The sequence below is a fragment of the Pelagimonas sp. KU-00592-HH genome, from assembly GCF_040369695.1.
GTDB lineage: Bacteria > Pseudomonadota > Alphaproteobacteria > Rhodobacterales > Rhodobacteraceae > Shimia.
The window spans coordinates 603,731-625,844 of record NZ_BAABWM010000002.1 but is presented as its reverse complement, the minus strand read 5'-3'; the positions used below and the strand labels follow the sequence as shown (position 1 = coordinate 625,844).

The 22,114-nt window shown below is 62.3% G+C and carries 25 protein-coding genes; 6 read left to right on the top strand and 19 right to left on the bottom strand.

Annotated features, from left to right (window positions below):
• Positions 1-10 precede the first annotated feature (10 nt).
• On the top strand, positions 11-1,282 hold the full coding sequence (locus tag ABWV42_RS10160; RefSeq protein WP_353340005.1) for a bifunctional folylpolyglutamate synthase/dihydrofolate synthase: 1,272 nt from the start codon (positions 11-13) through the stop codon (positions 1,280-1,282).
• Between the two features lie 207 nt (positions 1,283-1,489).
• Here the strand turns inward: ABWV42_RS10160 and zapE are convergent, their stop codons facing one another.
• The gene (gene zapE, locus ABWV42_RS10155; RefSeq protein WP_353340004.1) at positions 1,490-2,557 is read right to left on the bottom strand and encodes a cell division protein ZapE; all 1,068 of its coding nucleotides are present in this window, start codon (positions 2,555-2,557) and stop codon (positions 1,490-1,492) included.
• A 161-nt stretch (positions 2,558-2,718) separates the two neighbouring features.
• Between zapE and ABWV42_RS10150 the strand changes: the two genes are divergently transcribed.
• The gene (locus ABWV42_RS10150; RefSeq protein ID WP_353340003.1) at positions 2,719-3,960 is read left to right on the top strand and encodes an MFS transporter; all 1,242 of its coding nucleotides are present in this window, start codon (positions 2,719-2,721) and stop codon (positions 3,958-3,960) included.
• A 171-nt stretch (positions 3,961-4,131) separates the two neighbouring features.
• On the opposite strand, the gene ABWV42_RS10145 is transcribed toward ABWV42_RS10150, so the two are convergent.
• The 18 genes from ABWV42_RS10145 to ABWV42_RS10060 form a co-directional block, all read right to left on the bottom strand.
• Positions 4,132-5,043 (bottom strand): ornithine cyclodeaminase family protein, encoded by a 912-nt coding sequence (locus ABWV42_RS10145; RefSeq protein WP_353340002.1) that lies wholly within the window; start codon positions 5,041-5,043, stop codon positions 4,132-4,134.
• Positions 5,040-5,660 (bottom strand): HAD family hydrolase, encoded by a 621-nt coding sequence (locus ABWV42_RS10140; RefSeq protein WP_353340001.1) that lies wholly within the window; start codon positions 5,658-5,660, stop codon positions 5,040-5,042. The genes ABWV42_RS10145 and ABWV42_RS10140 overlap by 4 nt, the downstream gene beginning before the upstream one ends.
• A gap of 305 nt (positions 5,661-5,965) precedes the next feature.
• On the bottom strand, positions 5,966-6,850 hold the full coding sequence (locus ABWV42_RS10135; protein WP_353340000.1) for a LysR family transcriptional regulator: 885 nt from the start codon (positions 6,848-6,850) through the stop codon (positions 5,966-5,968).
• A gap of 167 nt (positions 6,851-7,017) precedes the next feature.
• The gene (locus ABWV42_RS10130; RefSeq protein WP_255103640.1) at positions 7,018-7,476 is read right to left on the bottom strand and encodes a YaiI/YqxD family protein; all 459 of its coding nucleotides are present in this window, start codon (positions 7,474-7,476) and stop codon (positions 7,018-7,020) included.
• Between the two features lie 16 nt (positions 7,477-7,492).
• Positions 7,493-8,965: a Si-specific NAD(P)(+) transhydrogenase gene (gene sthA, locus ABWV42_RS10125; RefSeq protein ID WP_353339999.1), complete on the bottom strand. Its 1,473-nt coding sequence runs from the start codon at positions 8,963-8,965 to the stop codon at positions 7,493-7,495.
• A gap of 3 nt (positions 8,966-8,968) precedes the next feature.
• On the bottom strand, positions 8,969-9,802 hold the full coding sequence (fghA, locus tag ABWV42_RS10120; RefSeq protein WP_353339998.1) for an S-formylglutathione hydrolase: 834 nt from the start codon (positions 9,800-9,802) through the stop codon (positions 8,969-8,971).
• Between the two features lie 116 nt (positions 9,803-9,918).
• A complete protein-coding gene (locus tag ABWV42_RS10115) occupies positions 9,919-10,476 on the bottom strand; it encodes a DUF805 domain-containing protein (protein WP_353339997.1) in 558 nt (185 codons plus the stop codon).
• Positions 10,477-10,578: 102 nt separating this feature from the next.
• The gene (locus tag ABWV42_RS10110) at positions 10,579-10,956 is read right to left on the bottom strand and encodes a DUF805 domain-containing protein (protein WP_353339996.1); all 378 of its coding nucleotides are present in this window, start codon (positions 10,954-10,956) and stop codon (positions 10,579-10,581) included.
• Between the two features lie 30 nt (positions 10,957-10,986).
• Positions 10,987-11,592, bottom strand: coding sequence for a glycerol-3-phosphate 1-O-acyltransferase PlsY (gene plsY, locus ABWV42_RS10105; RefSeq protein ID WP_353339995.1), 606 nt, complete (start codon positions 11,590-11,592; stop codon positions 10,987-10,989).
• Positions 11,592-12,869 (bottom strand): dihydroorotase, encoded by a 1,278-nt coding sequence (gene pyrC / locus ABWV42_RS10100; protein WP_353339994.1) that lies wholly within the window; start codon positions 12,867-12,869, stop codon positions 11,592-11,594. Before pyrC ends, plsY begins: the two co-directional genes overlap by 1 nt.
• Positions 12,866-13,342, bottom strand: coding sequence for a hypothetical protein (locus ABWV42_RS10095; protein ID WP_353339993.1), 477 nt, complete (start codon positions 13,340-13,342; stop codon positions 12,866-12,868). The genes pyrC and ABWV42_RS10095 overlap by 4 nt, the downstream gene beginning before the upstream one ends.
• The gene (locus ABWV42_RS10090) at positions 13,339-13,869 is read right to left on the bottom strand and encodes an aspartate carbamoyltransferase catalytic subunit (protein ID WP_353339992.1); all 531 of its coding nucleotides are present in this window, start codon (positions 13,867-13,869) and stop codon (positions 13,339-13,341) included. The genes ABWV42_RS10095 and ABWV42_RS10090 overlap by 4 nt, the downstream gene beginning before the upstream one ends.
• Positions 13,866-14,303: a hypothetical protein gene (locus ABWV42_RS10085; protein WP_353339991.1), complete on the bottom strand. Its 438-nt coding sequence runs from the start codon at positions 14,301-14,303 to the stop codon at positions 13,866-13,868. Before ABWV42_RS10085 ends, ABWV42_RS10090 begins: the two co-directional genes overlap by 4 nt.
• A complete protein-coding gene (locus tag ABWV42_RS10080) occupies positions 14,269-15,078 on the bottom strand; it encodes a hypothetical protein (RefSeq protein ID WP_353339990.1) in 810 nt (269 codons plus the stop codon). Before ABWV42_RS10080 ends, ABWV42_RS10085 begins: the two co-directional genes overlap by 35 nt.
• A 57-nt stretch (positions 15,079-15,135) precedes the next feature.
• Complete coding sequence (locus tag ABWV42_RS10075; protein ID WP_353339989.1) at positions 15,136-15,609, bottom strand: hypothetical protein; 474 nt, start codon at positions 15,607-15,609, stop codon at positions 15,136-15,138.
• Between the two features lie 9 nt (positions 15,610-15,618).
• Positions 15,619-16,179 (bottom strand): hypothetical protein, encoded by a 561-nt coding sequence (locus ABWV42_RS10070; RefSeq protein WP_353339988.1) that lies wholly within the window; start codon positions 16,177-16,179, stop codon positions 15,619-15,621.
• A gap of 101 nt (positions 16,180-16,280) precedes the next feature.
• Entirely contained in the window at positions 16,281-17,237 is a 957-nt protein-coding gene (locus ABWV42_RS10065) for an aspartate carbamoyltransferase catalytic subunit (protein WP_353339987.1), read from the bottom strand.
• Positions 17,238-17,307: 70 nt separating this feature from the next.
• Entirely contained in the window at positions 17,308-18,435 is a 1,128-nt protein-coding gene (locus ABWV42_RS10060) for a peptidoglycan-binding domain-containing protein (RefSeq protein WP_353339986.1), read from the bottom strand.
• A gap of 119 nt (positions 18,436-18,554) precedes the next feature.
• On the opposite strand from ABWV42_RS10060, the gene ABWV42_RS10055 reads away from it, so the two are divergent.
• The 4 genes from ABWV42_RS10055 to ABWV42_RS10040 all read left to right on the top strand — a co-directional run bounded on the left by ABWV42_RS10055 (position 18,555) and on the right by ABWV42_RS10040 (position 22,114).
• Complete coding sequence (locus ABWV42_RS10055) at positions 18,555-19,337, top strand: uracil-DNA glycosylase (protein ID WP_353339985.1); 783 nt, start codon at positions 18,555-18,557, stop codon at positions 19,335-19,337.
• On the top strand, positions 19,334-19,948 hold the full coding sequence (locus ABWV42_RS10050; RefSeq protein WP_353339984.1) for a metallophosphoesterase family protein: 615 nt from the start codon (positions 19,334-19,336) through the stop codon (positions 19,946-19,948). Before ABWV42_RS10055 ends, ABWV42_RS10050 begins: the two co-directional genes overlap by 4 nt.
• 74 nt (positions 19,949-20,022) lie before the next feature.
• The gene (gene moaB / locus ABWV42_RS10045; RefSeq protein WP_353339983.1) at positions 20,023-20,565 is read left to right on the top strand and encodes a molybdenum cofactor biosynthesis protein B; all 543 of its coding nucleotides are present in this window, start codon (positions 20,023-20,025) and stop codon (positions 20,563-20,565) included.
• 91 nt (positions 20,566-20,656) lie between these two features.
• Positions 20,657-22,114 (top strand): efflux RND transporter periplasmic adaptor subunit, encoded by a 1,458-nt coding sequence (locus ABWV42_RS10040; protein ID WP_353339982.1) that lies wholly within the window; start codon positions 20,657-20,659, stop codon positions 22,112-22,114.

Sequence of the window (22,114 nt, the reverse complement as noted above, 5' to 3'; positions counted from 1 at the left end):
GCGATAGACAATGACCCAGACTTCTGACGCGATTCTCCAGCGCATGATGGCGCTGCATCCCAAGATCATCGACCTGACCCTTGATCGGGTCTGGCGTCTGCTTGAGGCGCTGGACAATCCGCAGGCCAAGTTGCCGCCGGTGATCCATATCGCGGGCACAAACGGCAAGGGATCGACCCAGGCCATGATCCGGGCGGGTCTTGAGGGCATGGGCAAGGCGGTTCACGCCTATACCTCGCCCCACCTGGCGCGGTTTCACGAGCGTATCCGGCTGGCGGGTGAGCTGATCAGCGAGGCGCATCTGACCGAAATTCTTGATGAATGCTACGAGAAGAACGGCGGCATCGACATCACCTATTTCGAGATCACCACCTGTGCCGGGCTGCTGGCCTTTGCCCGGACGCCGGCGGATTACACGCTGCTGGAAGTGGGGCTTGGCGGGCGTCTGGATGCAACCAACGTGATCGATACGCCTGCGCTGACGATCATCACGCCGGTGTCGATCGACCACGAGCAGTTTCTTGGGGACACGCTGGCCAAGATCGCCGCCGAGAAGGCCGGGATCATCAAGCGGGGCGTGCCTTGCGTGGTTGGTCCGCAGGAGGACGAGGCAATGGAGGTCATCGAATCCACCGCCGCACGTCTGGGCGCACCGGTGATTGCCTATGGCCAGCACTGGCACGTCTGGCAGGAGCGCGGGCGGTTGATCTATCAGGACGAGGCCGGGCTTCTTGATCTGCCGATGCCTGCGTTGCTGGGCGATCACCAAGTGATGAACGCGGGCGCGGCAATCGCGGCTCTGCGCCACCTTGGTGCAGACGAGGCCGCCTGCGAGGCGGCGATGGTCGATGCAAGCTGGCCCGCGCGGATGCAGCGCCTGCGGCATGGTCCGCTGGTCGGGAGTGCGCCCGAGGTCGAACTGTGGCTTGACGGCGGGCACAACGCGGCGGCGGGTGTGGCCTTGGGCAAGGTGCTGGCGGACCTGCCGGAGCGTCCGACGCATATGATCTGCGGGATGCTGAACACCAAGGATGTGTCGGGTTATCTGCGGCCTCTTGCGGCGCAAGCGGACAGCCTGATTGCCGTGTCGATCCCGGGCGAGGCCAATACCCTGCCGGCAGAAGAGACCGCGGCGGCGGCGGCCGGTGTCGGGATGACGGCACGGACGGCCGAAAGCGTCGAGGCGGCACTGGCCGAGATCGTGGCCGAAACACCTTCGGCGCGGGTGCTGATCTGTGGCTCGCTGTATCTGGCGGGGAATGTTCTGCAAGAAAATGGCTAACCGATTCGCGATTTTGCGAATCACCCCGTTGACTGATTCGAATCACTGCGGCATAGTCGGAAAATATTCGGCGGCCCCGCGGAACAGAAGCAAATAAACGGGTCGTCCTTGCAGGCTTACGGGACAGGCAGGCGAAAAGGGGGAGCGCGAGACGCTCCCCTAATAATTTCTACAACAGTCTGGATTCATTGGGGAAATCTGAGCGCGTCAATCGCGTTCCTGGCCCCAGGACTCATCCTGCATCTCGCGCAGGCGTGATGCGGTGCGTTCGAACTCGAAGGTGCCTTCGCCTTCGACATAAAGCATCTCGGGCTCTGCCGCCGCCGAGCAGATCAGGCGCACCTTGGCCTCGTAAAGCGCGTCGATGAGGGTCACGAATCGCTTGGCCTCGTTGAAGTTGTGGCGCGACAGGCGGGGGATGTCTTCGAGGATCAGCACCTTCACCGCATCGGCGATGGCGAGGTAATCCCCCGGCCCCAGCATCTTGCCGCAGAGATCAAAGAATGAGGCGCGCGCGACGCCGTTGCGGAAGGCGGGCAAGGTGACTTCGCGGCCCTTCACGGTCAGGACCAGCGGCTCGGACGGGCCGCCGCTCAGGTCTTTCCAGATCGCGCGCATGGTGTCGCGCGCCTCGGTGTTGGCCTGCACGAAATAGACCTGGCTGCCCTTCAGGCGGTTCTGGCGATAGTCGCGGGGGCTGACCAGTTCCCAGACGTTCAGCTGTTCCTTGATCAACTCGATGAAGGGCAGGAAAAGCTGGCGGTTGAGGCCGTCCTTGTAAAGCTCGTCGGGCAGGCGGTTGGAGGTGGTGACCACCACGACACCGGCGGCAAAAAGCTGTTCGAAGAGGCGGCCCACGATCATCGCGTCGGTGATGTCGGTGATCTGCATCTCGTCGAAGGCAAGCACCCGAACGCTTTCGGCCACGTCCTTGGCGACCGGTTCGATGGCATCCTCGACACCGCGCTGGCGGGCGGAGTGCATGCCGCTGTGGATTTCCTGCATGAAGGCGTGGAAGTGAACCCGGCGCACCGGCACGTCGAGCGCGTCGACAAAAAGATCCATCAGCATGGATTTGCCGCGCCCGACGCCGCCCCAGAGGTAGAGGCCCTGGACCGGTTCGGGGGTTGCCTTGCGGAACCACGTTTTCTTGACGGGGCGCGAGACGGCTTCGCGGATACGTTCGAATTCGGGCAGGACAGCTTCCTGCGCGTCGTCCGCGTGAATGTCGCCGCTTGCGATCCTGTCGGCGTAGATCTCGAGTACTGTTCGCATGAAACCCGAATATCGCGCCTTGGCCTGCGTGAAAAGACAGAAGCGCCGCGTTGGGACGTCGCGGCATGTTTCATTCAAAGGATTTAACTGACAGATAAAAAATGCTGATTTGACGGAGGATGCTTAGCTGGTCAATGTGGCTGAGCTAACAGGAGAGCCCCATGGACCAGAGCCGTACCCCCCTGATGACGCCCGTTCTGATCGTCGGGTGCATCATTATCCTCGTGAGTTTCGCCATCCGGGCGAGCTTTGGGGTGTTCCAGATTCCGATTGCGGACGAGTTCGGCTGGGCGCGGGCAGAGTTCTCGCTGGCGATTGCGATCCAGAACCTTGCCTGGGGTATCGGGCAGCCGATTTTTGGCGCGATTGCCGAGAAGATCGGCGACCGCAAGGCGATCATCATGGGGGCCGTGACCTATGCCATCGGCCTTGTCCTGTCGTCCTATGCCGTGACTCCGGGGGCGCACCAAGTCTATGAAATTCTTGTGGGTTTCGGGATTGCGGGCACGGGGTTCGGCGTCATTCTTGCCGTGGTCGGGCGGGCAAGTTCGGATGAGAACCGCTCCATGTCGCTGGCCATTGCCACGGCGGCTGGGTCTGCCGGGCAGGTGTTCGGGGCGCCGCTGGCGGAATGGATGCTGGGCTTCATGACCTGGCAGAGCACCTTCCTTGTCTTTGCGGCGGCGATCCTTGCGGTGCTGTTGATGTTGCCGATGATGCGCGCGCCGGTGGCGGCTAGCAAGGCCGAGCTGGAAGAGAGTATGGGGGAGATTCTTCTCAAGGCGTTCAAGGATCCGTCTTATACTTTCATCTTCCTCGGGTTCTTTTCCTGCGGCTATCAGCTGGCCTTTGTAACGGCCCATTTCCCGGCCATGATCACCGAGATGTGTGCGGCGATCGATCCTTCGGGCACCCTGGCGGCGGTGGGGATTTCGACCACGTCGGCCCTTGGCGCTATTGCGATTTCGCTGATTGGTCTTGCCAATATCGCGGGCACGCTTCTGGCCGGATACCTGGGCAAGCGCTATTCGAAAAAGTACCTGCTTGCTACGGTTTACCTCTTGCGGACCATCGCGGCGGGTACGTTCATCATCCTGCCGATCACCCCGACCAGCGTGATCATCTTCTCGATTGTCATGGGGTCGCTGTGGCTCGCCACCGTGCCGCTGACCTCGGGGCTCGTGGCGCATATCTACGGGCTGCGCTATATGGGCACGCTTTACGGCATCGTGTTCTTCAGCCACCAATTGGGCAGCTTCCTGGGCGTCTGGCTGGGTGGGCGTATGTATGACGCCTTTGGCGATTACACGATGGTGTGGTGGATCGGTGTTGGCGTTGGGGCGTTCTCGGCCATCGTTCACCTGCCGATCAAGGAGCGGCCCCTTGTGGGGGCCGCGGCCTGAGGTTAACGGCGAAAACCCGGGTAAAATCCACGTCGGTGCCGCGTCGGTATTACGTCGGTATTGCGACGGTGCGTTTTGTGAAAAGGCGCGGGTTACACGAAAGGTCGGTCGGGAGGGAAATTCTTAGCTAAGAATTTCCCGGGGCAAAACCTTCGAGAAGGTTTTGCGGTCTTAGCGCGTGGACCACTTGTTAAGGATATAGCGGCTTGTCATCAGGTCGAGGTGCGCGCCACCGCCGTTCTTGAAGAGGGTGATCTCCTCGTCCGATTGTCGACTGAAGGCGGCAAGGTCGTAGTAGTCGGCCAGAACATCCTCGCGGCGGATCGTGCCGTTGGCGAGGGGGAATTTCAACTCGCCGATATGTTCGATGGTGGTGTCGAAGCTGTCGACGAAGATGCGGGACCGGGCCATGCCGGTGTCGTCGATCTCGCGCATGTCGGGGCGGTAGGCACCGATAAGGTCGACGTGCTGGCCCGGTTGCAGCCAGTCACCGCGCAGGGTGGGGTCTGTCGACATGGTGGCAGAGGTGATGATGTCGGCTTCGCCCACGGCGGTTTCGAGATCGGTGGCCACCTTGAGACCGTCGATGTCCTCGGCCATCTTCTCGGCGTTGGCCTGCGTGCGGTTCCAGACGGTAAAGCTCGCCTCTGGGAAGGCGGCGGAATAGGCCGCGTGCAGGTTGCGGCCCACGGTGCCGGCCCCCACGATCAGGATGTTCCTGCTGTCGGGACGGGCGAGGCGGCGGGCGGCGAGCAGGCTGTCGCCGGCGGTTTTCCACTTGGTCACGAGATGAAAATCGATCAGCGCCTCGAGGATGCCGTGGGCGTCGTCATAGAGGGTGACAGCCCCGTGGATCATCGGTACGCCCTGTGCCGGGTTGCCGGGAAAGACGGTGGCGGATTTCACGCCGATGCCCATGCCGTCAATCCAGGCTTGACGCTGCAGGAGTGTGTCCTTGCCGCGATAGAGGAAGCTGTCGGAGATTTCCGCCTTGGGGAGGTCGTGGCCGGCGGCGAAGGCGTCTGTCAGCTCGATCCAGTCCAGCAGGGGATCGCCGTTGTCGAAATCAATAATGGTGGTCATGCGGCGTCTTCCTTGCTGAGCAGGCCTTCTGCGACCAGTCGGTCGGCCCAGCCCTGCGGATCGGTGAAAAGGTGGGTTTGCCAGCCGCGTGCGGCGGCGGCCTTGATATTGTCGGCGCGGTCGTCTGCAAACAAGAGCCGATCAGGCGCGATGCCGCAATCCTGTTCCACGTGTTCGTAGATCCTTGGGTCCGGCTTGATCATCTGCAGGCGGCCCGAGACGTATTCGCGGGCAAAGGTCTTGAGGAAGGGGAAGGCCTGTTGCGAGGTCGGGAAGTTGTCCCAGCCGAAGTTGGTGAGCGCGAAAACCGGTACGTTGTTGCGGTTCAGGGCGTCGAGCAGGCGCACGGAATGCGGAATGGCCGGGGCGGCGAGGTCGTTCCAGTTGTCGTGCCACATGCGGATCTCTGCCTCCCAGTCGGGATGCAGGGCGACCACGGTCTCGACCATCTCGAGCAGGGGTACGCCGGCGTCGACCTGTTCGTGGTGTTTGTGCATGTCGGTTGCGGCGAAAAACGCCTTGCGCCGGTCCGCGCCGATGGTGCGGTCATAGAAGTTTTCCGGCTGCCATTCGATCAGCACGTTGCCGATGTCGAAGATCACTGCGTCGATGGGCATGGGTCTGCTTTCGTGGTGTGTTTCGGGGCGACCCTAGCGGCGCAGCGGGGCTTTTCCTACCCTGTTTTGTATCCAATTTACGTTGGAGATTCCGGTTTGGAAAAAAGAAACCCGGTTGAGCGTTTTTCAACTCAACCGGGATATTCAGCGGGGAGCTGAAGAAGGTCACGATGACACTGGTAAGGTGTCAACAAGGTGGGTCGTGAGTGGTTGCAATAACTGCTTGGGATGCACCTTGTCCGGCGTTTAAAGCACGTTGCGAATCCGGCATCTATATTGAGAAATGCAACGTGGGGATTGCGAAATTAGACGTTGATCCCGGTCTCGACTGGGAAGCTGCATTTGCCGCACATGCAGGCGGTTGGACCGGCGAAGCAGTTTTCGATCCAGGACTTAACTGCTTGGAGTCGCGTGTCATTTCGGCGGGTCTCGTGGTAGATCAGGTGAATGGGCTTGACCGAGATGAGCCGCGGGTCATCGATCAGTTCGAGTTTTCCGTGGCCGTTGACCGCGCAGGACAGCTGTGGGCCGGCCATCTTGGAATTCAGGAGTGTCTGTTCGATTTCCGACAGTGATCCGAGGCGGGCGACGGGATCACATTCGAAGTAGGCAAGTCCCTGTTTCATCATGGGCAGATCATCGAATTCGCGGGCCAGTCCGACCCAGTCCTTGCCGGGGGTGTTTCCCTTGCGCGTGTAATAGGCGCTGACGCGGGAGCCCACGCGCTTGGACATCAGACGGCCTTCCTTGGGCAGGTCGAGGCGGATGGCGAGGTCGATCTCGCCACGGGCGAGGCTGCGGTTGGGGCGGTACTCGATATCGAGGTTGAGATTGGGAAAGCGCTCGTGAAACGCCGCGAGGTTGGGGGCGAGTGTCAGGATGCTGATGCCCTGGTAGCAGCTTATCGAAATGGTGCCGCTCAGTTCGCTTGCGGGTTTGGCAAGCAGGTTGTCGAACTGGTCGAGATCGGCCTCGATGCGCATGGCGAGTTCGACCAGCGCCTGGGTCTCGCGGGTAGGGCGCCAGCCGTCCGTGTCCATTGTAAAAAGCTGCTTGCCGACTTCGTTGGTCAGTTTGTCGAGACGTCGTGAAACGGTGGCGGCATTGGTGCCAAGCATCTCGGCAGCGGCTTTCATTGTTTTTGCGCGGGACAGCGCCAAAACGAATTTCAAGTCACTCCAGTCTTTCATGGGGCACTCTCGCTTCCTGTTTTGCGACCGGGGAAATGGGCCCGGTTCGTGCGGTTTGCGGTCTTGAGGCCTTGAAACAATTGTAGGCTTCGGAGGGGGCAAAACAAGAATTGGAGTGTAAAGGCAGGGTTTCGCGCAGCGATGGGATTGGAAAATAGGCGAAGTTTTCAGGGTTTGCCAGCGCGGGCGGCGGCGCGTAGTTCGCGTTCGAGGGCGTCTAGGAAGCGGGAGCGATCGGCCTTGGTGAAGCCCTTGCCGCCGCCCTGTCGGAAGGGATCGGCGGCGCGCAGGTCGGCCATGAGATCGCGGGTGGCCAGCACATTGCCGATATTTGCCTGTGTCAGGGCCTCGCCGTTGTGCTTGAGGACACGTGCGCCGGCTTCGACGCATTTCGCGGCGAGGGGGATGTCGCCGGTGATGACCACGTCGCCGGTGGTGGCGCGGTCGGCGATCCACATATCCGCCACGTCCGGGCCTTCGGGGACGATGACATTTTCCACCAGCGGGTTCTGCGAGGGGCGCAGGCCGCCGTTGGAAACGATGTAGATCGGCACCTTGTGGCGGGTGCCGACCCGTTCGGCTTCGGCCTTTACGGGACAGGCGTCAGCGTCGACGAAGATGCGCATCGCGTGCCCCCAACCGTTACTTTTTCTTCTTGGCCGCCGGAGCGTCCTTGGTGGCTTCGGCAGGGGGTTCGTCCTTGCCGCGCTTGACCTTGAACTCTTCCGGGATCGGCATGCGGTTGAAGGCATCCAGACCGGCGATGCGGTAGGCTTCGGCCAGTGTCGGGTAGTTGAAGGTGTTTTCGACGAAGTAGTCGACCGTGCCCTTGAGGTTCATCACCGCCTGGCCGATGTGGATCAGTTCGGTGGCACCTTCGCCGACGATCTGAACGCCGAGAACGCGGCGGGTCTTGAGGCTGAGCAGCATTTTCAGCATGCCGTGTTCAAGGCCCATGATGTGGCCGCGCGAGGTTTCGCGGAAGCGGGCGATGCCGACCTCATAAGGGATGCCGCGTTCCTGGAGCTCCTCTTCGGACATGCCGCAAGTGGACATTTCCGGCACCGAGTAGATGCCGTAGGGATACCAGGGGCTTTCCGGAAGGGTCGGGGTGTCGAGGGCGTGGCAGCCCGCGACGCGGCCCTGTTGCAGTGAGGTTGACGCCAGCGAGGGGTGGCCGATCACGTCGCCGGCGGCGTAGATGTGAGGCACTTTGGTCTGGTAGGTCTTGCGGTCCACCTCGAGACGGCCGCGGTGATCGGTTTCAAGGCCGACGGCTTCGAGGTTCAGCTTGCTTGTGGCGCCCATGCGGCCGGCGGCGAACAAAAGCATCTCGGCGCGGACATGGCGGCCGTTGGCGAGGCTGACTTCAACGTGGTTGTCAGCGTCCTCGATCTTTTCGATGGCAGAGCCGAGACGCAGATCGACGCCGTTGTCGCGGATCTGGTGGGTGAACTCGTGGATCAGCGTACGATCGATGAAATCGAGGAAGCTGTCGCGGGGTTCGATCAGGGTGACGCGTACATCCAGCGTCGAGAACATGGTGGCGTATTCGACCCCGATCACGCCCGCGCCGACCACGATCAGCGAACGGGGAATGCGGGCGAGTTCGAGGAATTCGTCACTGTCGACCACGGTCTTGCCGTTGAAGGGCACGTATTCCGGGCGATAGGTGACGGTGCCTGTCGAGATCAGGAACTTGTCGGCGGTCAGGCGGATGGTCTCGCCTGCCTCGGTGGCGACTTCGACCTCGTTTGCGCCCACGAATTTGGCCAGCCCCATGAGGGTGTCAACGTGGTTGCGGTTGAACTGGTGTTCGAGAATGTCGACCTCGTCCTCGAGGGTCATGTGCAGACGGGTCTTGAGGTCTTCGGCGTGAATGTCGTCTTTCACGCGGTAGGACCGGCCGTAGAAGCTGCGCTCGCGCCAGCCCGAGAGGTTGAGAACGGTCTCGCGCAGGGTTTTGGAGGGGATGGTGCCGGTGTGGACCGACACGCCCCCGAGTTGGTCGCGGCGGTCGATGACCAGCACGCGGCGTTTGAGTTTGCCAGCCTGGATGGCTGCGGCTTTGCCCGCAGGGCCAGAGCCGATGATGATAAGGTCGTAGTGACTCACCGATTATTCTCCGTATAGGGCCTCGGCGTGGAAGGCGACGTGGTCTTCCATGAAGGTGGAAACAAAGAAGTAGCTATGGTCATAGCCCTTCTGCATGCGGTGGGTGATTTCCTGGCGGCGCGCGGCGGCGGCCGATGCCAGCGTCTCGGGGCGAAGCAGGTCGAGGAACTGGTCCTCGGCGCCCTGGTCGATCAGGACGGGGCCGTCAAAGCCCTTTTCGCACATCAGGAGCGAGGCGTCGTGGGCGGCCCATTTGCTTTCGTCATCGCCGAGGTAGGCAGAGAGTTGTTTGCGGCCCCAGTCGCCCCCGGTGGGGTTCGAGATCGGGGCGAAGGCCGAGACCGAGCGGAAGCGGCCGGGCAGCGACATGGCCAGCGTCAGGGCGCCGTGACCGCCCATCGAGTGGCCGGTGATGGCCTGGCGGTTCATGTCGAGGGGGAATTCTTCCTGAACGAGGGAGGGCAGGTCTTCGGCGATGTAGTCCCACATCTGGAAGTGCTTGGCCCAGGGGCCTTGGGTCGCGTTCACGTAGAAGCCCGCGCCCTTGCCAAGGTCGTAGGCGTCATCGTCGGCGACGTCATCGCCGCGGGGGCTGGTGTCGGGGAAGATCAGCGCGATGCCCTGTTCGGCGGCCCAGGCCTGGGCGCCGGCCTTGGTCATGGCGTTTTCGTGGGTGCAGGTCAGGCCCGAGAGATACCAGAGAACCGGCACCGGGGTGTAGGCCGCTTCTTCGGGTAGGAACAGGCCGAAGGTCATGTCACAGTGGCAGGTTTGCGAGTGATGTTTGTAGACGCCCTGAACGCCGCCAAATGCCTTGTTTTCCGATACGATTTCCATCCTGAGTCTCCTGCCGTTCTGTATTTGTTACAAGGGCTATCGCAAGGGCAAGGCGGGGGGCAAGGGGAACAGCGACGGAACAGTGCGGAATTGCGCCGTTCCGTCGGTATGGTGGGTCAATCCTTGGGGCCTTGCAGCACGCGGTTGCGGTAATATTCGCTAATTTCGGCCTTGCGGGCGGCGATCGTGGCCGCGTCTGGTTCGTCGTGCAGGCGGTCGAGAACGGCGTAGGCCTGCATCGGGTTGGCCTTGCCTTCGCTCTTGCCCTGCCACTTGCTGTGGTCGTGCCAGGTGGGGCCGTAGATGTTGTCGTCGCGTTCGGAGGGCAGCAGCATCAGGATGAGGAACCAGATACCGCCGACAAAGGGGGCAAAGAGGATCAGGTACCAGAAGCCCGAGCGCCCGGAATCGTGCAGGCGGCGGATGGTGACGGTGAAGTTGGGGACGATGGTTACGAGGATGAAGATCAGCGAGGTGTAGTGCAGCGGGTTCAGTGACGGGGGTAGGCCCAGAGCTTGGGCGTTGGTAAAGGCGCGGATGTCGCTGAACAGCAGAACCATCAGAAGGGTGAACTGGATCAGGCCCCACCACCAGTATTCGGCGCGGGTCGCGCGGCCACTGACTTGAAAATATTTGAAGACGACGGATTCAACGGCGGCAAGGGGGCCCATCATGGGAAATCTCCGGAACTGAAAATACAGCTCCAGAGATCGCTTTGAATCTGGGCGAATTTAGGGCGCGAGTAGAGGTATTCCGCGGCGTCTTTGCCGGATGGTTTACAGTCTTGCGCCGTGGCGCGGATCGTCGCCAAATCGGTTGCTACCGAGGGTGCCTTCCCTGACCGCCCAGACCAGCCAGACGATGAGGCCGACCAGCGGGACGAGGATGATCAGGAACCACCAGCCCGAACGGTCGATGTCATGTAGGCGGCGCACCTGAACGGCGAGGGATGGCAAGAAGGTTCCGAGGGCAAACAGCGTCGAGAAAATACCGCTGCCGGCGAAGTCGGGGAACAGGCCGCGGTCGACCCATGTCAGCAGGCCGTTGACGACGAAACAGAACAGCCAGAACCACCAGAACTCAGAGCGTGATGCGCGGCCTGAAAAGGTGACGTACTTGGCGAGGCAGGTTTCGATGGATTGGTTGAATGTCATTGGTGGAAACTCTTTAAGGGTTTGAAACTGTTATTTTTTGCCGATCTTGGGCTCGGTGCCCGCCCGCAGGCGCTGGATGTTTTCGCGGTGACGCCAGAACACGAGAAGCGTGACGAGGATGCCGAGGAAATAGGCGTGGCCGTAGCCGAGGATCAGCATCCACGCCGAAGAGGTCGCGGCGGCGACGAGGGCCGAGAGCGACGAGATGCGCGAGATGGCGGCGGTAGCGAGCCATGTCAGGCAGCAGGCGATGCCGACGGGCCATGCCAGTGCCAGCAACAGGCCAAGGAAGGTGGCGACGCCCTTGCCGCCCTTGAACCGGAGCCAGACCGGATAGCAGTGGCCGACAAAGGCCATGAGACCGGCGATCTGGGCGGCATCTTCGGAGGCGAGCGCGCGGGCGATCAGTACGGCGATGGCGCCTTTACCGCCGTCGAGGATCAGGGTGGCGGCGGCGGCGGGTTTGGAACCGGTGCGCAGCACGTTGGTGGCGCCGATGTTGCCCGATCCGATCTCGCGCAGGTTGCCGAGTCCGAGGAGTTTGGTGATGACCATGCCAAAGGGGATCGACCCCAGCAGATAGCCAAGCGCCGCCCAGACAAGAAGGGCGGTGGGGCTGAGGATGATCTCGGGCATCAGTCTCTCCGGTACACAGATTTGCCAGCAACGTAGGTCGCGAGCACCTTACCCTGCATGCGCTGGCCGTCAAACGGCGTGTTCTTGGACTTTGATTGCAGCGCGAAACGGTCCATCACGAAGGGCGCGTCGGGGTCGAACAGGACGAGGTCGGCAGGCGCGCCTTCGTCAAGGCGGCCACCGGGCAGGCCAAGTCGCTGGGCCGGGTTGAGGGCCATGGCGCGGAACAGTTCGGGCAGGGTGAGCTGTTCGGCGTGGTAGAGGCGCAGGGCAGCGGGCAGCAGGGTTTCCAGCGCCACGGCACCGGAGGCGGCCTCTTCGAAGGGCAGGCGTTTGGATTCTTCGTCCTGCGGGGTGTGCATCGAGGAAATGATGTCGATCAGGCCGGTTTTCACCGCTTCGATCACGGCGAGGCGGTCGTCTTCCGAGCGCAGCGGCGGCTTGATCTTGAAGAAGGTGCGGTAGTCGGCCACGTCGAGTTCGTTGAGGGTCAGGTGGTGGACCGAGGTGCCTGCGGTGATGTCGAGGCCGTTGTTCTTGGCGCGTTGCAGGGCGGGCAGGGCGCGGGCGGTGGTGATCTGGTCGGCGTGGTATTTCACGCCGGTCATCTCGACCAGGGCGATGTCGCGATCAAGGCCAATGCGCTCGGCCATCGGCGAGACGGCGGGCAGGCCACGCAGCGAGGCGAATTTGCCGGAGGTGGCAGCGGCACCCTTGGACAGGCCCGGCTCTTGCGGGTGGGCGATGACCAGCGCGCCAAGGCTGCGGGCGTAGGTCAGGGCGCGCGAGAAGACCTTGGTGTTGGTGACCACGTGGTCACAATCGGTGAAGGCCACGGCACCGGCGTCGATCAGGAAGCCGAACTCGGTCATTTCGCGGCCTTCGCGGCCCTTGGTGAGCGCCGCCATCGGCACCACGTTGACCGGCGCGGCCTCGTTGGCGCGGCGGGTGACGAACTCGAGGGTTTCGGGGCTGTCGATGGCCGGGATGGTGTCGGGGCGGGTGACCATGGTGGTGACACCGCCCGCCGCCGCGGCAAGGCCCGCGGTCTTGTAGCTTTCCTTGTGGCGTTCGCCGGGTTCGCAGACCTTCACGCCGATGTCGACGATGCCGGGGGCAAGGCATTTGCCGCCACAGTCGATGACCTCTGCGTCTTCGGGAACGGCGACTTCGGCGCCCAGTGCCGCGATCGTCCCGTTCTGCACCAGCAGGCTGCCGAGGGTGTCTTCGCCGGTGGCGGGATTGATCAGGCGAGCGTTGGTGAAGAGCGTGGTCATGCGAGGGATCTTTCTATGGCGGTACGGAAGGCGCGTGCGTTCTGCATATTCCCTATTGTCATGCCGTCCGCAAGCTTTTGCCCTTCGAGAATGGTGGCAGAGAAACGGGTGCGGACAGAGGAAATCCGGGAGAGGGGCATGCTATGGCCGTTGGGGGCGATAACGCGGTGCGTCGTGAGTAATGCTGGGCGTGCTTTTTTGGGGGTGGGTCGTGTGCTTTGAAACAGGCGATTGAGAAAGCCCATGGCGGATATGCCCAAGAGAAAGAGGAGCAGCGCTATCTGCAGTTTACTGTCTGGTTCGAGCGCGGCCATAAATGGCCAATTGTCCAACAATCGCCAAAGAGTCGGAGCCATAATGAAGACCATTGCCCCCCAAATGGCGGCTTCCCTCACTGGTTCTGGCGACGTGGGTCCGACAAAGACCACCTTCTCATCTGCTTCCAGATCGTGACCATAGAGATCGTCGTTCATTGTACCTGCTCGAGCTGTGCTTTCTGGATGTCGCGGATCAGGCGATAGACCTCGCGACCGTCGGGGATGCGTTCAAAGCCGATGGGGGAGAGGCGTTTCTTGCCGCCGCGATAGCGCATGCCTTCGGCGAAATGGATGTTTGACAGCCCGCCTTCTTCAAAGGAAATCCGTGTGTCCCTTGTGATCGGGTAGCTGTCGAGAGTCTTGCCCTTGATCGGCACGTCGGTAGCGACAAAGGCGCGTCGGTCGGTGAGGGTGTACCAGGTATGGCGTCGGATGAAGGCACCGCCGACAATCGGGCCAAAGGCGATGCCGATGCCGACCGAGAAGTGCAGCAGGCCGAACATCCAGAAGACGCCCCCTGCCTGTGAGGCCATGATCATCCAGAACAGGGCGAAGCCTGCGAAGAAAAGGCCAAAGGCACCGCTGGCGATATTTGCGACACTGATGACGATGCCGCCGTCGGGGCGGCCTTGCCAGAGGATGCGCTCTTCCGGATCGAGGATGCCCTCCCAGCCGTCTGTCACAAGCTGCCACCGAGTTTGGCCGCGTTGATCTGCCGGATGGTTTCGTTCGGGTCGGCCTGATACTTGACCAGATGCTTGTCGCCGGTGGTGGTGACGACCTGCACGACATTGCCGAGCTTGTTCAACTCTTTCACCTCGCCAAGGCGGATGGTGCGGGTCATCGGGCCAAGCAGGCGCTGGTTGGTGAGATCCCAGCGCACCGACATTTCTTCGCTCATCAGGTAGAAGGCGCGGATCGCCACCGCGAGCAGGCCACCGACGGCCCCTGTCCAGACGTGGGGATTTTCAAGGAACCAGAGGATCGCCATGCCGGCCGCCATCGCGATCACCGCCATCCACGTGTTGGTGCGGATATAGGTGGCGCGGTCGGCGCGGAAGGAGGTCAGAACCTCTTCGCCGTCACCGAGAGGCGTTGTCGGTGTCATCTCGGGCATCGGAGGGGTCCTTTGCGTCTTCTTCGGGTGACAGGGGCGGCTCGTCGCGATCATCGTCCAGCGGGCGTGCCTCGGGGGCGGCGGGGCCGCGTTTCTCGGACAGGGTGTCGACGGCGGCGCTGGCGGTGCGCAGGAACGACGGCACGATGTCATCCTCGGCGGCGGGTGTCGGGGTGGCCGTGGGTTCGATGCGCTCAGGCGGGGTTTCCGGGGCTGGCTGTGTGTCCGGCGTTTCACCGGCCTGCACCTGTTTCAGCAGGTCGAGAACCTCTTCGCCGTCGGCAATGGCCCAGAACTGGAAGTAACGGTCGCCCGCCTTGCGTTTGGCGAATTGCAGGCCGGGGCGGCGCTGGGCGATCAGGATGTTGGAGCGCTTGCGGCCGATGCGGGCGCGGATGTGGGTCTGCGGGCCGATCTCTTCAAAGCGGGAATAGCGCCAGAGGCCGTTGCCGCCGGAATAGCGGATGAAGGCGCGTTGGCTGGTGACAGCGTAATAGGTGCGGCGGCGTTGCAGCATGATAAGCGCGGCCATGACCGCGACGATCACGGCGGGGATCGCCAGAAGGCCGATGTGAAAGGCCGCATCCAGCCCGGTCTTGGGGGTCAGGAACAGGCCGATGCTGCCAAGGAGCACGAAACCGGGAATGAGCAGGAACATGACCGGAAAGACCAGCCATTCCATGGGACGGTTGGGCAGAAGCCCCTGTCGCGGGCGTCCTTCCCAGAGGATTTCCTCGTCCTTGCGTAGACGGCGTTTCAATGCTCGGCGTGACATGGCCTTCGCCCCGGTGGGCGCCCTTGTTTCACCGGACCCGCGTGTCCGGCCCGAAGATCAATGAGGGGTCGCGGCCAAAGTGGCAAGTCGCGCGGTGCGCGCCGCGTCAATTTTATCGCGCACTGTGGCGGAATTGGGAAGGAACAGCATGACGGTGGCGGTGCGGTTGGCGAAGTGCAGTTTCACGCCCCACCACATCCAGCGGCTCACGCGGGTGATCTCTTCCAGCGGGGCGATGCCGGGATCGTCGGGTGCGTCACCGCGACAGAAGATCAGGCGCTGGTCGGTAAGAACCCAAGCGTCCCCGCGCCGGTCCTGCCATTCGGCGTAATCATCCAGCACGAGGAAATAGACCAGAGAGCCCAGGAGTGACGCGGCCAGCCAGGCGATCACGCCGAAGAACACGATGACCGGCAACAGTGCGATCGTGGTGAGGGCGGCGACGAAAAGCAGCTTGCGCAGGAAGATGCGGAAGGCCGGGCGCCATGTCTCAAGCCGGGTTTCGTGGTCGAGGATCAGGTCGTCCTGCATTTCGCGCCCCTATGTCAGCAGAAGGAACAGGATCGCGCCAATCAGCAGGGCGGCAACGGGCAGGGCGAGGATGGCCCACAACAGGGTGAGATGCGGGTTGGATTTGGCGGGGCCGGGCGTTTCGACCACGCCCCTGGCGGCATCAGAGGGCAGCGGCGCAAAGGTGACGGGGGCGGTTTCTTCCTTGTAGGTCCCAATCCAGCGCAGCGGCGCGCGGGGGGCAAGGGGCTGGGCGAACCCGTCAAAGGCGTTCGACAGGATCACCAGCACCCAGCCATCAATCGCGTCGAGCCGAAGGGCGTCTTCACTCACATCCGCCTCGGAGATGCCAAGGCCCTGCACCATGTAGCCGCGCAGGCCCAGCTCTTCGAGGTCCCTGACCGGGAAGAGTTCGATGAAGTCTTCGTCGAGATAGGAGGCACCAAGTGCCGCTTTGAGAGGCCAGGCGACAAGATCACCGTCCTCGTTGGTGTCCGGGGTGCGGAAGGTCTCGATCTCTTCGGCAGGAAGGTCCACCGCGAACAGGCGCACGAGGCCGCGTTCGGTGGCAGAGACCTCCATCCGGCTCATCCGCCGATCCAGACCATCAGACCGACCATCGCGAACATGACGATCAGGGCAACAGTGGCCACGCGGCCGCTCATTTTCGGGTCTTTGGGGTCTTCCATCGATCAGGCCTCGACCGGTTGCGCGGCGCGGCTGGCGCGCAGGTTGCGGGCCAGGAGGTCCATGGCGGCCATGCGCACGGCGACGCCCATCTCGACCTGTTCCTGGATCACCGAGCGGTTGATGTCATCGGCGATTTCGCCGTCGATCTCGACGCCGCGGTTCATCGGACCGGGGTGCATGACGATGGCGTCGTCCTTAGCGTTCGAGAGTTTCGCGGCATCAAGGCCATAGCGGTGGTAGTATTCGCGTTCGGACGGGATGAAACCGCCGTCCATGCGCTCGCGTTGCAGGCGCAGCATCATCACCACGTCCACGTCTTTCAGGCCCTCGTTCATGTCCTCGTAGACCTCGACGCCGAACTCGCCGATCTGGCTTGGCATCAGGGTCGGCGGGCCGATCAGGCGGACACGGTTTTCCATCTTGCCCAGAAGGATCAGGTTCGAGCGTGCCACGCGGCTGTGGGCGATGTCGCCGCAGATCGCGATGTTGAGGCGATGCAGGCGGCCCTTGGCGCGGCGGATGGTCAGCGCATCCAGAAGCGCCTGCGTGGGGTGCTCGTGCTTGCCGTCACCGGCGTTCAGAACAGCGCAGTTCACCTTTTGCGCCAGCAGGTCGACCGCGCCGGAATGCGGGTGGCGGACCACCAGAAGATCAGGGTGCATGGCATTGAGCGTCAGGGCGGTGTCGATCAGGGTTTCGCCCTTCTTGATCGACGAGGCCTGCATCGCCATGTTCATCACATCCGCACCAAGGCGTTTGCCGGCCAGTTCGAACGAGGCCTGCGTGCGGGTCGAGTTCTCGAAGAACATGTTGATCTGGGTGAGGCCGGTCAGCGCATCGGAATGCTTCATCTCGCGGCGGTTCAGATCGACATACTGATCGGCCAGATCAAGGATCGCGGTGATCTCTTCGGGACGCAGATGCTCGATCCCCAGAAGATGCTTCTGACTGAACCCCATAGACTTGCTCCTGTGCAGATGTTCATCCGCTTATAGAAAGGTGGCGTTTGGGGGGCAAGGTGGGTTGAGGCTAAGACGTTTCCTTGATGTAGCGCACCGACGCGACATAGCTGTTTCGAAGCTCTTCGAAGAGCGTTTCGAATTCCGTGATGGACATGCCAAACTGGGTTTGGAAAGCCTCTCGAGGCGATTGACCCGCTCCAATGATCTTCCAGTAGTCCAGCACCGTTTCGAGACCAAAGCGTTTCACCAGAAGGAATGTCGCATATCTGGATATCAGGTATTCTTCGTCGCTTCGAACTTCCTTGATGTTTTTCAGTTTGAGGTCCGTCCCGTAGACTCCGGAAAGCAATTTAAGGATGCCCCCAAACCCGGTGTCGTCGAGATCGAAACGGCTGAGGTCCAGTTCAACCATCATGGCGGCGCCTTCTATCAACCAGGCAGGTCCTACCAGATTGACGTTCTTTCGAAACCGGTGGGGGTGGGTCGATGCCAGCGAATACTCGAGTTGATAGATATGAACGAACTCGTGAATCATGATCCGGTTGAGACTTTTGCTGATATTCTTCCATGCCTCCTCATGGGGTAGCGCGGCATCTGTGCAAATCACGATGATCCCGTAAAGCGCGAAGGCGGCATAGGGGTCAGCTGACTTGCAATGTTCCTTGACGAAGCTCGTCATGCCGTTGGTTGGCCCGCCCCGTTTGCGCATGGCTTTCCTGAGGTTGTCGCTGAGTTGACGGATGTCTGAGCCGGCGATGACCGTCGTGAGGCCGGCGGGATCAATACGGTAGAAGGTGCGCAGCTCATTCCTGGCGCGCCTTGCATTTGAACGGATACGGCTCTTTTCAAAGAGTGTCATATCGTCGTCGAACAGCATGTCCGGTGGCAATTCATCAACCGGTCGATACTGGCGCGCCTTCGAGAACTGAATGCCGACCTCGCGACACCACGAAATGGCCGAGATCCGCCGGGGATTGTCCAGCATATCGATGTTCTGCAACCGTGGTTCGGTTTCACGCAGGTCGATGGCAGCGGCCTTTGTTCGCTTGCCCCAAAGCCCGTCGACGGGGCCGGGGTCATAGCCCAGCTCGGTCAGTTGGTTTTGCAGGCAGCGAACGTATTCGTCGGCACGCGCTGTGGGGCTGGTCAGGAGAAATCCGGCGGTCAGGGTGAAAACAAGGAGGCGGATGATCATATAAGGGCAAGAATCTGGAATGTCGTTGACAATGAAACCTAAGGTGGTTGCGCGGTGATGCCAAGGAGAGTCAGCGCGGAGTGCTTTTCCCTCTTTGACCAACGCGATAGGGTGGCGGCATGGAATCGGCCCTCGACTATTTCACGGCGCGTGCCCTGCTGGAGTGGCAGGTAGACCTTGGGGTGACCGAGGCGATGCTGGATGCGCCGCTGAACCGATACGAGGCGCCGAAGAAACAGCCCAAGCCGGTCAAGACACCCGAGGCGGAAGCGCCGATTGTGGCGGCCCCGAAGATCGATCCCGTGGTCGAGGCAAAGGCTGCGGTGGAGCGGGTCAAGACGCTGGACGAGCTGAAGGCGGCAATGGCGGCGTTTGATCACTGCGAGCTGAAGAAAGGCGCGCGCAACCTTGTGTTCTCGGACGGCAGTCCGGCGGCGCGGGTGATGATCATCGGCGAGGCGCCGGGGCGGGATGAAGATCGTCAGGGCAAGCCGTTTGTCGGCCGTGCGGGGCAGTTGCTGGACCGGATGTTCGAGGCGATCGAGATGGGACGCGAGGCCCCCCTGTCGGCGCAGTCGATCTATATCACCAACGTCTTGCCGTGGCGGCCACCGCAGAATCGCGATCCGCTGCCCGAGGAAATCGCCATGCTGGGGCCGTTCCTGCAACGGCATGTCGAGATCGTCGCGCCGGATGTGATTGTTCTGATGGGCAATATCTCCTGTCAGGCGGTGCTTGGTCGGCGCGGGATCACCCGTTTGCGCGGCAACTGGCAGGAGGCCTTTGGCAAGCCGGTGATGCCGATGTTCCATCCGGCCTATCTCTTGCGGCAGCCGGGGGCGAAACGCGAGGCCTGGGCGGATTTGCTGAGCTTGCAGGCCAAGCTGCGAGAGCTTGCATGAAGCTTCTGGCCTTTTCCGATCTGCATCTGAGTGCCGCCCATGCGGCGGGGCTGGTGGAGGCGAGCGGCGAGGTGGATCTGGTGCTGGCGGCAGGGGATTTCTGCAATGCACGGCACGGGCTGAATAGCGCGATGGAGATGCTGGCGGACCTGCAAGCGCCGGTGATTGCCGTACCGGGAAACTGCGAGAGTTTTGAGGAACTGCAAAGTGTCGCGCCGGAGGGGTGGTATGTGCTGCATGGGTCGGGTGTCGAGATCGGCGGGATTTCGGTGTTCGGTCTGGGCTATGGCGTGCCGGTGACTCCCTTTGGCAGCTGGTCCTGCGATCTGGACGAGGCGCAGGCGGCCGCGCTGCTGGATGGCTGCGAAGAGGCCGATGTGGTGATGACCCATTCACCGCCCAAGGGGATCGCGGACCGGACCTCGACTGGGCTTTCGGTGGGCTCAACCGTCATTCGCGACGCCATTGCCCGGGTGCAGCCGCAGCTGGCGGTCTGTGGCCATGTGCATGATTGCTGGGGCGAAGAGGGGCGGATCGGTGCGAGCCGCGTTGTGAACCTTGGCCCCGCTGGACGTGTGTTCGAGGTTGCCCCAGCTGGGGCGGCCTTGTGATTTCGTGGTCGGGGCAAGCCCGGCCTGCCTATTGACTGTCCCCGTCCTGTGGCGGGGTTATCTGGAGCAAGGTGATGCCCCGTTTCGATGAAAACAAAGAGTTTATCCCCGTGCGTATCGCGGTTCTGACCGTGTCGGACACGCGGGGGCTTGATCAGGACAAGTCTGGCGACACGCTGGTGGGGCGGATCGAAGGGGCGGGGCACCTGCTGGCGGATCGCAAGATCATCCGCGACGAACGTGACGAGATCGCGGCGCAGTTGCGCGATTGGTGTGCCAATCCGGATGTGGATGTGATCATCTCGACAGGCGGCACGGGCCTGACCGGGCGCGATGTGACCGTCGAGGCGCACCGCGATGTCTATGAGAAAGAAATCGAGGCATTCGGTACGGTCTTTACCATGGTTTCGATGCAGAAGATCGGCACCAGCGCGGTGCAGTCGCGGGCGACGGGCGGGGTGGCAAATGGCACCTATCTGTTTGCGCTGCCGGGATCGACCGGGGCCTGCAAGGACGCCTGGGACGAGATTTTGCAGTACCAGCTGGATTACCGGCATCTGCCCTGCAACTTCGTGGAAATTTTTCCGCGTCTTGACGAACATTTGCGACGGAAGTGATCCGTTCCTACGTAAAGACACGTAATACTTGGCAAAACCGCCTGTAAGGCGGATGATGTCGTGCGACTGACGCCAGCGATGAAAGGCCAGCATGCGTTTCTTGAGACAAAGCCTTGTGGGGATGTTCCTTTTGGCCGTGACCATCGGCCTTCTCGTCTATGCCGGGCAGATGGTCTGGGGCGCGGTATCCGAGCGGATGGCGCGGGAAAACCGGCCGCCGCAGGCGCGCGAGCGGCTGTTTGCGGTGAACGTGGTCGAGGCGCGCGCTGACCGGATTGCGCCGGAACTGGTGGCCTTTGGCGAGATCGAGAGCCGCCGCAGCCTTGAGTTGCGGGCCAAGGCTTCGGGGACGATCGTGCGGCTGGATGATGCGGTGATCGAAGGCGGACAGGTCGCCCAGGGGCAGTTGCTTTTGCAGATCGACCCGACGGTTGCGCAGTTCGCGCTGGATCGGGTTAACAGCGACCTGCTGGATGCCGAGGCCGAAGGGCGTGAGGCCGCGCGTGCGCTGGAACTGGCGCAGGCAGAACTTTTGGCGGCACAGGAACAGGCCCGCTTGCGCACGCAGGCGCTTGGCCGGCAGCAGGATTTGCAGGCGCGTGACGTAGGCACGGCGGCGGCGGTCGAGGCGGCGGAACTGTCGCTTGCATCGGCCAATCAGGCGGTTGTGGCCCGGCGGCAGGCGGTGGCGCAGGCCGAAGCGCGCATTGATCAGGCGGCGACCCGTCTGGAGCGCACCCGGATTGCGCAGGCCGAGGCCCAGCGGGTGTTGGCGGAAACAAGCCTGTTCGCGGAATTCAGCGGCACGCTATCGGATGTGTCGGTGGTGAAGGGCGGCTTGGTCACCCCCAACGAGCGGCTGGCGACATTGATTGATGCGACGGCGCTTGAGGTGTCGTTCCGGGTGTCGACGCCACAGTACGTGCGGCTTTTGGATGAACGTGGTGCCCTGCATCCGGCGGAAGTGCGGGTGATGTTGGACGTGATGGGCGAAGACCTGACGGCGACCGGGGTGATCTCGCGCGAGGGGGCCATCGTGGGGGATGGCCAGACCGGGCGCCAGATCTTTGCCCGGCTGGATGCGCCGCGTGGCCTGAAACCGGGTGATTTCGTGACGGTGCGTGTGCGCGAGGCGGAAATTGACGGGATCATCGAACTGCCGGCAAGTGCGCTGGATGCGCGGGGTCGCGTGATGGTGGTGGGTGACCAGGATCGCCTTGAGGCGGTCGAGGTGGACCTGCTGCGCCGTCAGGCCGACATCATCCTGGTGCGCAACAGCGGGCTTGAGGGCAAGATGGTGGTGGCGCGTCTGACGCCGCTGCTTGGGCCGGGTATCCGGGTGAAGCCGCTTGTGGATGGGTTGCCTGTCGCCGAGGCTAAGCCGGATGTCGTGTCCCTAAGTGATGCGCGGCGGGCCGAGTTGATTGCCTTTGTCGAGGGCAACAAGCGCATGCCTGCCGAGATGAAAGAGCGTTTGCTGGGCGCCTTGGCGCAGCCGCAGGTGCCGGCGCAGGTGATTGAACGGCTTGAAAGCCGGATGGGAGGCTAA

Bases quoted from the DNA above. Each gene is read 5' to 3' on its own strand.
- ABWV42_RS10160 (WP_353340005.1), top strand. From the start codon at position 11: ATGACCCAGACTTCTGACGCGATTCTCCAGCGCATGATGGCGCTGCAT.
- zapE (WP_353340004.1), bottom strand. From the start codon at position 2,557: ATGCGAACAGTACTCGAGATCTACGCCGACAGGATCGCAAGCGGCGAC.
- ABWV42_RS10150 (WP_353340003.1), top strand. From the start codon at position 2,719: ATGGACCAGAGCCGTACCCCCCTGATGACGCCCGTTCTGATCGTCGGG.
- ABWV42_RS10145 (WP_353340002.1), bottom strand. From the start codon at position 5,043: ATGACCACCATTATTGATTTCGACAACGGCGATCCCCTGCTGGACTGG.
- ABWV42_RS10140 (WP_353340001.1), bottom strand. From the start codon at position 5,660: ATGCCCATCGACGCAGTGATCTTCGACATCGGCAACGTGCTGATCGAA.
- ABWV42_RS10135 (WP_353340000.1), bottom strand. From the start codon at position 6,850: ATGAAAGACTGGAGTGACTTGAAATTCGTTTTGGCGCTGTCCCGCGCA.
- ABWV42_RS10130 (WP_255103640.1), bottom strand. From the start codon at position 7,476: ATGCGCATCTTCGTCGACGCTGACGCCTGTCCCGTAAAGGCCGAAGCC.
- fghA (WP_353339998.1), bottom strand. From the start codon at position 9,802: ATGGAAATCGTATCGGAAAACAAGGCATTTGGCGGCGTTCAGGGCGTC.
- ABWV42_RS10115 (WP_353339997.1), bottom strand. From the start codon at position 10,476: ATGATGGGCCCCCTTGCCGCCGTTGAATCCGTCGTCTTCAAATATTTT.
- ABWV42_RS10110 (WP_353339996.1), bottom strand. From the start codon at position 10,956: ATGACATTCAACCAATCCATCGAAACCTGCCTCGCCAAGTACGTCACC.
- plsY (WP_353339995.1), bottom strand. From the start codon at position 11,592: ATGCCCGAGATCATCCTCAGCCCCACCGCCCTTCTTGTCTGGGCGGCG.
- pyrC (WP_353339994.1), bottom strand. From the start codon at position 12,869: ATGACCACGCTCTTCACCAACGCTCGCCTGATCAATCCCGCCACCGGC.
- ABWV42_RS10095 (WP_353339993.1), bottom strand. From the start codon at position 13,342: ATGAACGACGATCTCTATGGTCACGATCTGGAAGCAGATGAGAAGGTG.
- ABWV42_RS10085 (WP_353339991.1), bottom strand. From the start codon at position 14,303: ATGCCCGAGATGACACCGACAACGCCTCTCGGTGACGGCGAAGAGGTT.
- ABWV42_RS10080 (WP_353339990.1), bottom strand. From the start codon at position 15,078: ATGTCACGCCGAGCATTGAAACGCCGTCTACGCAAGGACGAGGAAATC.
- ABWV42_RS10075 (WP_353339989.1), bottom strand. From the start codon at position 15,609: ATGCAGGACGACCTGATCCTCGACCACGAAACCCGGCTTGAGACATGG.
- ABWV42_RS10070 (WP_353339988.1), bottom strand. From the start codon at position 16,179: ATGAGCCGGATGGAGGTCTCTGCCACCGAACGCGGCCTCGTGCGCCTG.
- ABWV42_RS10065 (WP_353339987.1), bottom strand. From the start codon at position 17,237: ATGGGGTTCAGTCAGAAGCATCTTCTGGGGATCGAGCATCTGCGTCCC.
- ABWV42_RS10060 (WP_353339986.1), bottom strand. From the start codon at position 18,435: ATGATCATCCGCCTCCTTGTTTTCACCCTGACCGCCGGATTTCTCCTG.
- ABWV42_RS10055 (WP_353339985.1), top strand. From the start codon at position 18,555: ATGGAATCGGCCCTCGACTATTTCACGGCGCGTGCCCTGCTGGAGTGG.
- ABWV42_RS10050 (WP_353339984.1), top strand. From the start codon at position 19,334: ATGAAGCTTCTGGCCTTTTCCGATCTGCATCTGAGTGCCGCCCATGCG.
- moaB (WP_353339983.1), top strand. From the start codon at position 20,023: ATGCCCCGTTTCGATGAAAACAAAGAGTTTATCCCCGTGCGTATCGCG.
- ABWV42_RS10040 (WP_353339982.1), top strand. From the start codon at position 20,657: ATGCGTTTCTTGAGACAAAGCCTTGTGGGGATGTTCCTTTTGGCCGTG.